Source organism: Photobacterium lipolyticum, from assembly GCF_003026475.1.
In the GTDB taxonomy this organism is placed as follows: Bacteria; Pseudomonadota; Gammaproteobacteria; order Enterobacterales; family Vibrionaceae; genus Photobacterium; species Photobacterium lipolyticum.
Genome location: NZ_PYMC01000003.1, coordinates 318364 through 331269 on the forward strand (window position 1 = coordinate 318364; position 12906 = coordinate 331269).

The following is a 12906-nucleotide window of genomic DNA, read 5'->3' on the forward strand; positions in this document are numbered from 1 at the left end:
TTAAAATGTATTAATATATACAACATAAGGTTAGGCCTAATGCAAAAAGTTGATATTGAAAAGCATCTGTCTGGTTTGCGTGGTTCTGAGTCCAGTTATCCTTTTGGGCCAGAAGCCCTTGTGTTTAAGGTGATGGGCAAGATGTTTGCGCTTGTTTCACAGCTAGACGACATCCCAAGGGTTACATTGAAATGTGCGCCTGCTGATGGAGAGGTACTGACAAGCCAGTTTAAGTCTATTACTCCTGGTTACTATATGAATAAGAGGCATTGGATCACTATCTTGCTCACCGGAGAGGTATCTGAATCCATGCTGATTGAATTGGCTAATGGCTCATATTCACTTGTTGTCAGCAAATTAACTAAATCTAAAAAACAGGAACTTGAACAAATTTAGCATAGCCAAAAATAGTTATAGCTTAACGCTAGTCTTGGCTGAAATTTTCGCTCGAATAAACTCTGAGTGATCGAGATAAATTAAGTCGGAAACCTGTCGAATAACGGCTTCTTCCATCGGTTTTACGATGCCATCGGCATAAGCCACCTGCCACATCGCTTCAATGAGCTGAAAGCGTTCTTCCGGCCTTAAAGCACGCAACTTCGTGGTGAACTCGAACAATGATACCGACTGTTTGCTTTGGGTAACGGCTTTAGCCAGTAGTTCTTTGGCTTCATTTTCACTGATATTGAGTAACAGAACTAACAAATGTATTTTGGCGGATTCTTCCCGGGGATCGATATCGTGATCGGCATTGGCGACTTCACAGAGTAGTGAGGCCATCGCCAGGTTCATTGCGGGTGTATCGGCCGCACCATCCTGAAGAACGCCGCCTTCGCTACCTTCGAGCATCACTTTGCGGAAAAGAGTGCGTAATTGAGTAAACATAAGTTGCCTCTTGGTAAACTAAATTGTCATACAGAATCCTGTATTTGTATATTGCAATACTTTGGGTATTTATTCGCATAATTCAAGGTTGGCGGAATGATTTTCTACCAGATTTTCAGCTACAGTACAGGACTGTGGCGGAAGCGTTGCCTGAACTCTCTTGGTGTTAGTGAACTCCATTTTTTGAAGCGGGTGCTGAAATTGGCCGGGTTAGGATAGCCGCTTAGTTCACAGATATGTTGGATTGGCCAGTCAGTAGCGCTGAGCAGACGAGCCGCATATTCCATTCGTAATCGTGTTAAATGGGCCATGGGTCCGTGTCCATAGAATTGCTGGCATAAGCGATGGAAGTGAGGTTCTGAACAGGGATGAAGTTCGGCAAGTTCTGAAACCTGCCAGCTTCGATGAAATTGCTCTTTGGCGCGACCAAACACTTTCTCTAACCGCTGCAGTGATACCGGCATCGATGTGGGTAATCGGTGAGACACCAGCAACCTGATCTGTTCAACCAGACTGTCTCCTAATTGGTTACCGACGGGATAGGGCAGTGACATCGACTGATGTAAGCAGTCGATGGTTTTTCTTAACATATCACCACATTGAGTTTTACTGTAAGTAACCTCGTTAGGCATCATGTTCTGCCACTCGCCATTGTCGCTGAGCATAACCCAGGCGATATCCCAGATGTTGATTTCATTTTTGCTCATATTCCCGCCCTCTATACCACCTTGGTTCATTCCAAAACCATTGGCATAGCCGGGCGGCACATAAATAACGCTGCCGGGTTCGAGTTGCCATTTTCTTACCGGGGTTTCCAGCCATCCTTCACCGCAACAAGTAAATAGCAGCATGTGCATATTAGGATTGCGACGGTAAATCGTGAAGCTATCGCGCGCGTAATTTACGCCACATTGAATAATACTATGCTTCTCTAAAGCGACAAGTTGACCCTGATCGATGGTCGTTGTGCGGCAGAGATCAGAGATTTGGAAGTACTCAGGCCAGCTCATCAGGTTCTTTCACTCCATCAGCGATTTTGGGTAGGGTTATGTTTGATAGTTTTGCAAAAGTTATTGAGACGCTAGCATAAGTCGTTTTCATTGATTGGGCGTATGATCCATATCACACTAAAAACAATAATAAGGAGGCAAAAATGCAAAATTGGCGAACGGCGGCAGATAAAGAGTTCTGGAATAAAACCTGGCGATTAGCGATACCCGTTTCGATGCAGTCGATGCTTTTTGCCGTCTTAGGTTTAGTCGATATCATGATGGTGTCGAAGCTGGGTGAATCCCAGATCGCAGCGGTCGGTGTCGGTAACCGGATATTCTTCTTTAACTTGCTGATGATTATCGGTGTGAGTGGTGCAGTTGGTGTGCTTGCCGCACAGTTTTTCGGTGCCGGAAGAATGGATGGTGTACGTCGTACTTTGCTTCAGTCGTGGCTCTGTGCTGTTGTTTTTACGATACCTTTTGCCTTTTTGTACCGTCTAGCTCCTGATAGTGTTGTCAGTTTGATTACGAATGATCCAGCCTTTGTCGAACACGCGACAACCTATCTGTTTGTGTGCGGCTGGAGCATCATTTTTACCGCCATTGTTGTGCCACTTGAATCGGCACTTCGTGCTGTCGGTGTTGCTAAAATGCCGACTGTTGTAGGGTTGATTGCGGTGCTGATCAATGCGCTGTTGAATGCTTTACTGATCTTCGGTCTCTATGGCTTCCCTGAGATGGGGGTAGCGGGTGCAGCGTTGGGTACAACGATCTCCCGTGGTATTCAGACGGTGGTGTTACTGTTGGTGACTTACCGGAAGTATAATGAGATTCTGCCAAAAGCAGAAGATCTAGATGCTGCTATTGTCCCTAAGGCGCGAAAGAAGTACTTGTCAGTAGCACTGCCGATGATCATTCATGATGGTGGCTGGGCAATGGGGCTGCTGGTCTATAACTACATTATCGGGCAGCTTGGAGTGACAGAACTGGCCATTATCAGTCTGTTGTCGCCCATTGAAGGTGTTCTGATCTCTGGCTTTATTGGTTTTGCGGTAGCGGCTTCAACCATTCTTGGTCATGAGCTGGGTGCAGAGAACTATCAACGTGCCTGGCATCAGTCATGGTGGTTTGTTGGGTTGAGTGCATCGCTCGCACTGTTGCTAGGTATGACAGTCATCCTGTTCCAGGATGGTATAGGTAGCTTGCTGGCTAAAACAGAGGCTCCAAATATGGAAATGGCTATCAATGTTACCCTGGTACTGGCACTGGGGTTATGCCTGAAAGTGTTTAATATGGTGGGTATTGGCGGGGTATTGAGAAGTGGCGGCGATATTCGCTATAGCATATTCATTGACTTGTTTGCTCAATGGGGGGTCGGTATCCCACTTGCGATCTTTACCGGTATTTACCTTGGCTGGCCATTACACTGGGTGATGTTGGCGATACTGACTGAAGAGTTAGTCAAAGTCGTACTGACTACACATCGTATTAGAGGCCGCCACTGGTTAACCAACCTGATTAATGACGAATCACCTGATGGTGACAAAGAGTGTTTGGCTGCCTGAAGAAGCGTATATCTAGTTTCTAGTACTTCATCACAGAAGTTTTGACCCGTTCAGTCACCAACCATCGTCATTCCGTAAAGTGAGGAACGAACTTATACGGAATCTAAGGCGCACACGGTTAGAACTGGATCCCGGATATCTCGTTCCTCGATTCCGGGATGACGTGCTTCAATTAGTCAAAACTTGTGTGAAACGGTACTAGTTTCTAGTTTCTAGTTTCTAGTTTCTAGTTTCTAATGACGAGTCGCGAGTAAAAGTGTGTTCAAAAGCAGGGGCTGGGTAGGTATATCTGGCTCTGCTTTTTTTTCTTTAGTTCGTTGCTTTATTTTTCTTACGGTTCGTTGTTTCTTAATTTATGATTTCTGCGACAGCCGGATCAGGCGTGAGAAATGTGGTAGAATCCCGCCAGTTTTTATTCTTTCAAGTTGAAAAGTCAGGAATTCCGTTGAGTTTGTCAAATACACCTCAATCAGACGTTTTGAATAATGAAAAAACGCTGAAAGCCGCAATTAAAGATTGCATGATCCGCGATCGTTTTCGTTTGCACAAACGTGTGCAGGGTGCGGCAAGAATTAAGAACGAAAAAGCAAAACATGCTGTTTTCGATGAAATTGCATTAGATATTGCCAAGTCGATGCAAACTGTTGAGTTACGCAGAACCCAACGTCCAACCATTCGCTATCCTGAACTGTTACCTGTCAGCCAGAAGAAAGATGATATTGCAGAAGCAATTAAGAATCATCAGGTAGTTATTGTTGCGGGTGAAACCGGTTCGGGTAAAACGACTCAGCTACCTAAAATCTGTATGGAGCTGGGGCGCGGTACCCAAGGCATGATTGGCCATACCCAGCCTCGTCGTCTGGCAGCCCGTACGGTAGCAACCCGTATTGCAGAAGAACTGGAATGTGAGCTGGGTTCGTCTGTCGGTTATAAAGTCCGATTTAACGATCAGGTGTCTGATCGCAGCCAAGTCAAACTGATGACAGATGGTATCTTGCTGGCTGAAATTCAGAGCGACCGCTATCTGAACCAGTACGACACCATTATTATTGATGAAGCTCACGAACGTAGTCTGAATATCGATTTTATTATGGGCTACTTGCGTGAACTGTTGCCTAAGCGCCCCGATTTAAAGGTTGTAATAACCTCGGCAACGATTGATCCGGAGCGTTTTTCTAAACACTTCCATAATGCACCTATTATTGAAGTGTCTGGCCGTACTTATCCGGTAGAAACGCGTTATCGTCCGGTGACAGAAGAAGAGTCTGAACGTGATCAGCTGCAGGCTATTTTTGATGCGGTCGATGAACTGTGCGATGAAGGCTTGGGTGATATCCTGATCTTCATGAATGGTGAGCGTGAGATCCGCGATACTGCTGACGCACTTGAAAAGCGTAATTTGCGTGATACCGAAATCTTACCGCTTTATGCGCGTTTGTCTGCCGGTGAGCAAAATCGGGTTTTCCAGTCGCATGCCGGTCGCCGTATTGTGTTGTCGACTAACGTGGCGGAAACCTCGCTGACGGTTCCGGGGATCAAATATGTTATCGATCCGGGTACCGCACGGATCAGCCGTTACAGCTACCGAACGAAAGTACAGCGACTTCCGATAGAAGCGATTTCTCAGGCCAGTGCTAACCAGCGTAAAGGTCGATGTGGTCGTGTGCAGGAAGGGATCTGTATTCGTCTCTATTCTGAAGAAGACTTCCTGTCGCGTCCGGAATTTACCGATCCGGAAATTCTGCGTACTAACCTGGCATCCGTTATCTTGCAAATGACCAATATTGGTCTTGGCGATATTCAGGCATTTCCATTTTTAGAAGCGCCGGATAATCGCAATATTCAGGATGGTATTCGCCTGCTTGAAGAACTGGGTGCGATTAACACCAAAGCGACGGATCCGCGCAAGCGTCTGTCACCAATGGGGCGTCAGTTAGCCCGTTTACCTCTCGATCCGCGTCTTGCACGAATGGTTTTAGAAGCGCCCCGATTGGGTTCATTGCGTGAAGTGATGATCATTGCCTGCGCGTTGTCGATTCAAGATCCCCGTGAACGCCCGATGGAGAAAAAACAAGCGTCAGATGAAAAGCATAATCGCTTTGCCGATAAAGAATCGGATTTCATCACGTTTGTTAACTTATGGAATTACGTACAAGAGCAGCAAAAAGCGCTGTCTGGCAATCAGTTCCGTAAGCAGTGTAAGAAAGATTATCTTAACTACCTGCGTATTCGTGAGTGGCAAGATATTTACTACCAGGTCAGCCAGGTAGTGAAAGAGCTGGACTTGCGTTTAAATAGTCAGGAAGCCAGCTATGAAGGTATTCATACCGCGTTACTGGCAGGTATGCTGTCTCATATCGGTCTTAAAGATCAGGAAAAGAATGAATATCAGGGCGCGCGTAATGCCCGTTTCAATATTTTCCCGGGTTCGGGTATTTTCAAGAAACAACCCAAATGGGTCATGGTTGCTGAATTAGTTGAAACCTCAAAATTGTGGGGACGTATTGCCGCCAAAATTCAGCCAGAGTGGGTTGAGCCTCTGGCTCAGCACTTGCTGAAGCGAAGCTACAGCGAACCGCATTGGGAGAAAAAGCAGGCAGCTGTCTTTGGTTTTGAAAAAATCATGCTGTACGGTATTCCGATTGTCGCTAAACGAAAAGTTAACTACGGCACTATTGATGCTCAGGTATCTCGTGAGATTTTCATTCGTTCGGCATTGGTAGAAGGTGATTGGGAAACTAAGCATAAGTTTTACCATCAAAACCGTAAGCTATTACGGGAAGTCGAAGAGCTTGAGCATAAGTCTCGTCGTCGCGATATTCTGATTGATGATGATCAGCTATTTGAATTTTACGATCAGCGTATTGAACATACGGTTGTTTCTGGCCGTTTCTTTGATAGCTGGTGGAAGAAAGCATCTAAAGAAAATAAAGACTTGCTTAACTTTGAACGCGAAATGCTATTCAAAGGCGATGCGAGTCATATTACCGATCTGGATTACCCTAACTTCTGGCATCAGGGCAACCTGAAACTGAAGTTGAGCTACCAGTTTGAGCCGGGCGAAGATAGTGACGGTGTCACGGTTCATATTCCGCTCCCGATCTTAAATCAGGTGGAGCCGGATAACTTCGACTGGCAAATCCCGGGACTGCGACAAGAATTAGTGATAACACTGATCAAGTCGCTGCCAAAACCTGTGCGCCGTAACTTTGTACCGGCACCTAACTATGCCGATGCTTTCTTAGCGCGAGCTGAGCCAATGGCGATGCCATTACTCGATTCGTTAGAAAAAGAACTGAAGCGGATTTCCGGTGTAACCGTATTACGTGAAGACTGGAATCTAAATCAAGTCCCCGATCACTTGAAAATCACTTATCGCGTTGTTGATCATCGCAACCGTAAGCTGAATGAGAGCAAAGACTTATACAGCCTGAAAGAAGGCCTGAAAGAGAAAGTCCAGGAAACGTTATCGCAAGTTGCGGACGACGACATTGAGCAGGACGGCCTGAAAACCTGGAGCTTCGGCACTTTACCTGAATGCTATCAGCAAAAACGCGGCGGCTTTGAGGTGAAAGCCTTCCCGGCATTGGTCGATAACAAAGATTCGGTCGGCATTAAGTTATTTGAAACCGAGGAAGAACAGCGCACGGCCATGAGTCAGGGCCAGCGGCGTCTGATTTTGCTTAATGTACCTTCGCCAATCAAATACCTGCATGCTAACTTGCCGAATAAATCGAAGCTCGGTTTGTACTTCAACCCGTATGGCCGTGTCATGGATCTGATTGATGACTGCATTGCCTGTGGCGTTGATAAGCTGATCGGGCAAAAAGGCGGATTGATCTGGCAGCCTGAACAGTTTGAGGCAACCAAAGAATATGTACGTGCGGAGCTGGGCGATACGGTTGTTGATGTCGCGAAGCAGGTCGAAGCGATTCTGACGACGGCGTTTAACATTAACAAACGCCTGAAGGGCAGGGTCGATCTGAGCATGGCGTTTGCGCTGTCAGATATCAAAGCACAGATCGAAGGCTTGATTTTCAAAGGCTTTGCGACAGAGTGCGGTTGGCAGCGTTTACCGGATATCCTGCGTTATATGAAAGCTATCGAACGCCGGATGGAAAAACTGCCGATCGATCCAAACAAAGATCGTGTTCATATTCTGAAGATTGAATCTGTGGTCAACGACTATAAAGAGCTGTTGAATAAGATCCCGAAAGGGCAGCCGGTACCTGAAAAGGTCAGAGAGATCCGCTGGATGATTGAAGAGCTACGTGTAAGCTACTTTGCTCAGCAACTCGGCACCCCATATCCGGTATCGGATAAGCGAGTTCGCAATGCGATCAACGAGTGTTGATTGTCGTCTGCTTAATTAAGCGATAGATACAAAAACGGAGCCAGCAGGCTCCGTTTTTTTATTCACAACTTGTTGGGATCAACGTTCCCAGTAGGCTTCTTCTAAGCAATCTTCACGCTCTGGCAGACCGCGTGACAGGCGAGGAGCATGCTGGGTGAGCACCTCATAGCTGACACGATTTGAATATTGGCAAATCTGTGAAAAGGAGGAGTAACTTAGGAACTTACCGTTGTGTTTGCCTGAATTAGGTACATTGGCCTTATGGTAGCGGTTTGCTGACATGTCATGTAATAGTGCTGACAGGGCTGCATCGCCTGCGCCATTGGTGTTTTTAATTTCCACCGGGCCGCCAAGGTAAGGAGCAATATGTGAATATACACGTACTGGATTTTTACAGTCAGTCTTCATCATAGGACGACTGAATTCGTACTTATTGAATTCAGGGATATGGCCAGGCAGCAATGGCAGGGTCGACTCACGTTTGAGCGCATCGTCAGTGTAACCCGCCATATAAAGACCAACGGGGCCTGCGGTACAGAGCACCATATCAACCCAATCCAGTGCTTTGTCTGCGGCAATCAGAGGATCTTTCTCACCGGTAAGCGCTTCGGCTTCTTCTTCGTTCATCGCGACACAGGTGACATGTTCTTTGAGGAACTCAATCCACCACTCTTTTTTGTCTTCTATGACGTATTTTGTACCCAGGGTCAGGACAACGGGTACATCATGCTTCTTTGCATGCTCAATGGCTTTTAGCGCAGCATTTTTCATCGGATCGGTGACTTTGCCACGTACCAAGTAAGATGAAAGTACAAGTGCAGATGCATTCTCAAAGGCACATTCAGGCACGCTTTCAGGACGAAGCTGGTTCATCTGACCTTCGTTAATGGCAAATGTACGCTCGCCATCTTCTGTGATCAATGTATAACAGCGACCAATTGGGCCATCGACAGGCTGTAAATAATCCAGATCCATTCGGCATGAGGTATTGCACAGGTAGCGATACGCATAAGAACCGATTTTAAGATCTTGGCTCATCACACCTAACAAAATTGACTTGTCATCGGCCAGCACCGAGTAGTTGTGCAGCGTGTTACCGATAGTATCGCCAGGGTATTCGTGGCTGATGAGATCATGCTCTTTTAGCTCTTGATAAAGTTGTTCTGCCTTATCTTCATCAAGTACTAACGAGTGGCCTTTACTCAGTGAATGCCTGTTTAAGAAATCATCATCAACGCGTGCTTCAATATCAACAATAGTTTGACCAACACCGACTAGATGGGTACGTGCAAATGGATTGTCATGCTGGATTTGAGCCACTAATGGATCGCGGGCATTAACAGGGAAGTAATGCTTTGATTTACGCTGACCAGGAAATTTCATGTGTAAAGGCTACGGGATTCATGGGATTTTGTTCAATGTTAACACAGAAATGCGAGATATATCCCATTTCATTGCAATCTGACGGTGAAATGCTTTCATTTGCTTCTTTTTTAATCTTCGTAAACGGGAGTTAATTAAAAAGGAGAAAAAGAACGTAATAACTGACTCTATTTTATGGATAAATAAAATTGAAACACATAAAGGCAGATAATAAAAACCGCAATAGCTTGCGGTTTTTATTATGAAATAAGACTAATAAATAGCATGCAGAGTGACGAAATAATGCTTATTCTAGTAGCTTCATTTCTTGCTTGGTGGCTGAACCGCCAACAGGGCGGTTGACGGAAATGCTGCGGCCTTTTTTCATGCCTTTCTCATAGTCGTCAGTGATGCCTTTCATTGCTTCTTGGAGTTGCTGCTTAAATGTTTCACGATCAAGGTTTTCAAACTGCTTATCGATATAATTCGACATGCGCTGATCATGGTCATCATCAGTATTAAGCACCGGTAATTTTTCCAATGCCCCTTCCAGCCAGCCAGCCAGGAAAGAAGAAACGCGACGTGTAACCTCGGTCGTGCTGGTTCCCGTTCCGGCAAAGCTATTGCGGAACTGACCCGTTTGCTGGTTCATTTCACGGTATACAATGTCAAAAGCGAAAGCGGCAAAAATAGCTCGCTCAGCGACACCGATGAATTCGGCTTTTTTTAGCCCCTTGTGATTGGTCAATACACATTCGACACCAAAGCGACGGTTGATACCACGTATGATCTTAAGAATTTGTGCACTTATGTCTGCAGGTAACAGGGTGGCAGACTTGGTTTTCCCCATCTTAATGAATTCAATATCATCTTGATCTAAGCCGTATTTCAGCATCAGACGGTGTGCCATACGAATGGCTTGTGCGGCTTCGTTGATGTTCGCAGAGTTACCCAGCTCTAGGCATTTTGCAATTTTTTTCAGCGCCTTTCGCTTCTGTTCAGACATTCAATCACACTCTTTAAGAAAAGGGGGACGTATTTTAACGTTTTACTCGGGTATTTGGCAAAAAATGTGTGTAGATAATGCTAAATTTATATCTGAGCGGATAAAACCTGACGATCTCAGGCTTGTTAAAATACCGTATGCTTTGCATAATGATTTAACTCTTCCCAGTTATTAATGCTGGGCTGCTAATAAGTATAAAGCAAATATGACAACAGCTTATCAATCCATTGATGTTCCTTTTGAATTTCGTCACACCTGCTGGTTTTGTGGCGAGCCGTACTATGAATCCTATCCTTTCATGGCTTCCCCTAACTATGAGCAGCAACGATCACCGATTTTGATCCCTAGCTGTCAGGAGTGTTTTACGTTATGTAAATCCATCAAGGTCAGTGGCTTGGATTTATTACGCGATAAAGTGAAAGAAAAGCTTCACAACCGTTATGAGAAACACTTGCAAATAGGTGTGAACTGGACGAAAGAAGAGCTGAAAGATTCAGAACTGGAAGGCAGAGCATTTGAAGGTTTTCGCGACAGTGCCTGGATGATGTTTGAAATCGCAAAAGGCCGGGTGAATTACCCTGGCTGGCCCGTGAGTATTGACGGTGTTCCTGTTATGGGTATTAACAATGCCTTTCAGCTTGAGTTTAACGGCATCATCTATACCGGTTTGGTACAGGCGGTTGAGCAACTTGCCAAGGCATACAATATACCTCAGCCTTATCTGGAAGAAGTGGTTGAGCTCGTTGGCCGCGACAAATTAGCTTATGCAATTCGTTTTTGTAAAACGACTTATGGTTATTCAGCTGCTGAACGCGAAACCAGTATCGCGAGCCTGAAAGCGCTATTGGCAGAGCAAGCAGCAGCAGAGCAGGAGCTAACAGCACAAAATCAACCTGATCAGTTTATTGAGATAGCGTTGTCTGAGATTAATGGGTTGATGTTGTATCGCACGATGGTCTCACCGCATGCGATTCAATGGGCATTGCAGCGGGGTATTACAACGCTAAGCGAATTGGCTCAACAGGAGGATGCTTTCTTTGAACATTTTATGCGAGATTCTGAATTAACAGCCTTTACCTATTTTAACGGCTTGCAAATTTATTTTGAAAAACGCGAAGTCGATCCCGAGTGGGCTGAACAGAGCGATCCCAACCGGGCTTTGTTTGCACGTATTGAAGCGCGCTGATTTTTTTCAAGATCAATAAGCCCGGCCACACTGCCGGGCTTAAATTAAGCGGTTTTATTGATTATGGCGACAACGAATTACGGCAAGGGATAGTTCCCCTGTCAGTGGTATGACAAGGGAAATACATATTGTTCTATATTAAGCCGTGCAGGTTCTTCTGCGGTTGACCATCGATATTGTATAGTTACCCGCAATAATCAGCGAGCATGGTAACAACCAGCTAGCGTGGGCGGTATATAGCGGTAATACCTCAGCAATATTCTGGTCCAGACTTTTTGGCATGTAGCCGAGAATGTTTAGTGCGTCCAGGCTACCGAAAACCAGGGTGCTGACCAGCACAGTCAGATGGGTGTGTTTTATCGAGCACCCCGCAGAATTGGCATAAGATACCATCACCAGTGAAATCGCAATCGGACAAAGGATTAAGATGGCCGGTAAGCTAACACTAATAATTTGATCAAGGCCGAAATTGGCAATGAAAGCCGTCAGCATCACAACAATAACGGAGGTCAGGGTAAACGGTGCGTTGAAGGATTGCTGATAATATTCGGCACTGGCATTTGTCAGGCCAACTGTTGTCGTCAGACATGCCATGGTGATGATAGCGGCCAGCAGCAGTTGGCCGTATTCACCGAAAATCCCCGCGACATACAGGGTCAGTATTTCCCCGCCATTGGCTGCACTGGCCGCGACAGTAGCTGACGTTGCGCCGACGTATCCCATTGCCAGATAACATGCCCCCATCAATACAGTATAAATGCCGGCCACATACAGTGAGGTTTTTGCTACAGCTTTCGGTTCTGTAACGCCTTTCGCGTTGATTGCCTTAATGATCACCCAGCCAAAGCCTACAGCGGCGATGCCATCCATTGTCATATAGCCCTGAATTAACCCATTTGTGAGGGCACTTTGCTGGTAAGTGGCAGATGGTAGTAGCGGTTCACCTAAAGGTGCCAGTAATGCTGCGACAGATAGCGCAAGTAGCATCAGGATCAGTGCTGGTGTCATCAGCTTGCCGATATAGTCGACCAGTTTTCCGGGGGATAAGGCAAGCACAAGCGTAAGCCCTGAAAAGATGACAGAAAAAAGTAGCAGGTGATCTTCTGTGACAAAAGGTTTGAGCCCCATCTCATAGGCAACCGTGACTGCTCGCGGCATACCAAATGCCGGACCAATTGCGGTAAACAGCAGTACCCAGAAGGTACGCCCCAGCCAGGAAGGCAGTGCCCGGGTCAGATTTTGGGTACAGCTAATACGGCCTAAAACAATAAGAGTGAAAGCGGGTAAACCGACTGCCGTGATCAGGAAACCTGCCATAGCCGGTAATAAATTGGTACCGGCTTCAAGCCCCATGGATGGCGGAAAGATCAGGTTACCAGCACCAAGGAAAAGTGCAAACGTCATTAAGCCGATGGCGAGTAAATCTTGTTTTTTCAATTGACTGTCCTGTTATTTTGTTGGGACCGTCAGGCTTGGCTGGGAAAGAGAAGAGGATATGGATGGCGCTTGTATTCTTCCGTCAGCCAGGCTGACGGAAAAAAACGCCAGCCTAGCGA

At 45.9% G+C, this 12906-nt stretch carries 9 protein-coding genes; 4 read left to right on the plus strand and 5 right to left on the minus strand.

Going from position 1 to position 12906, the window contains the following annotated elements:
- Positions 1–39 precede the first annotated feature (39 nt).
- Positions 40–396 (plus strand): MmcQ/YjbR family DNA-binding protein, encoded by a 357-nt coding sequence (locus C9I89_RS06705; RefSeq protein ID WP_107282572.1) that lies wholly within the window; start codon positions 40–42, stop codon positions 394–396.
- A gap of 15 nt (positions 397–411) precedes the next feature.
- Here the strand turns inward: C9I89_RS06705 and C9I89_RS06710 are convergent, their stop codons facing one another.
- Positions 412–885 carry a tellurite resistance TerB family protein gene (locus tag C9I89_RS06710; RefSeq protein ID WP_107282573.1) on the minus strand — a complete coding sequence of 158 codons (474 nt, stop codon included), beginning with the start codon at positions 883–885 and terminating at the stop codon, positions 412–414.
- 119 nt (positions 886–1004) lie between these two features.
- Positions 1005–1895 carry an AraC family transcriptional regulator gene (locus C9I89_RS06715; protein WP_107282574.1) on the minus strand — a complete coding sequence of 297 codons (891 nt, stop codon included), beginning with the start codon at positions 1893–1895 and terminating at the stop codon, positions 1005–1007.
- A 143-nt stretch (positions 1896–2038) separates the two neighbouring features.
- On the opposite strand from C9I89_RS06715, the gene C9I89_RS06720 reads away from it, so the two are divergent.
- Both C9I89_RS06720 and hrpA read left to right on the plus strand, forming a co-directional pair.
- Positions 2039–3442, plus strand: coding sequence for an MATE family efflux transporter (locus tag C9I89_RS06720; RefSeq protein WP_107282575.1), 1404 nt, complete (start codon positions 2039–2041; stop codon positions 3440–3442).
- Positions 3443–3920: 478 nt separating this feature from the next.
- Positions 3921–7796, plus strand: a complete 3876-nt coding sequence (hrpA, locus tag C9I89_RS06725) for an ATP-dependent RNA helicase HrpA (protein WP_281258249.1) — start codon at positions 3921–3923, stop codon at positions 7794–7796.
- Positions 7797–7874: 78 nt separating this feature from the next.
- Here the strand turns inward: hrpA and C9I89_RS06730 are convergent, their stop codons facing one another.
- Positions 7875–9179: an inosine/guanosine kinase gene (locus C9I89_RS06730; protein ID WP_107282576.1), complete on the minus strand. Its 1305-nt coding sequence runs from the start codon at positions 9177–9179 to the stop codon at positions 7875–7877.
- A 286-nt stretch (positions 9180–9465) separates the two neighbouring features.
- Entirely contained in the window at positions 9466–10164 is a 699-nt protein-coding gene (locus C9I89_RS06735) for a DUF2786 domain-containing protein (protein ID WP_107282577.1), read from the minus strand.
- A gap of 205 nt (positions 10165–10369) precedes the next feature.
- Here C9I89_RS06735 and C9I89_RS06740 point away from each other — a divergent pair, with 205 nt between their 5' ends.
- Complete coding sequence (locus C9I89_RS06740; RefSeq protein ID WP_107282578.1) at positions 10370–11350, plus strand: hypothetical protein; 981 nt, start codon at positions 10370–10372, stop codon at positions 11348–11350.
- Between the two features lie 138 nt (positions 11351–11488).
- On the opposite strand, the gene brnQ is transcribed toward C9I89_RS06740, so the two are convergent.
- Positions 11489–12787, minus strand: coding sequence for a branched-chain amino acid transport system II carrier protein (gene brnQ, locus C9I89_RS06745; protein ID WP_107282579.1), 1299 nt, complete (start codon positions 12785–12787; stop codon positions 11489–11491).
- Positions 12788–12906 lie beyond the last annotated feature (119 nt).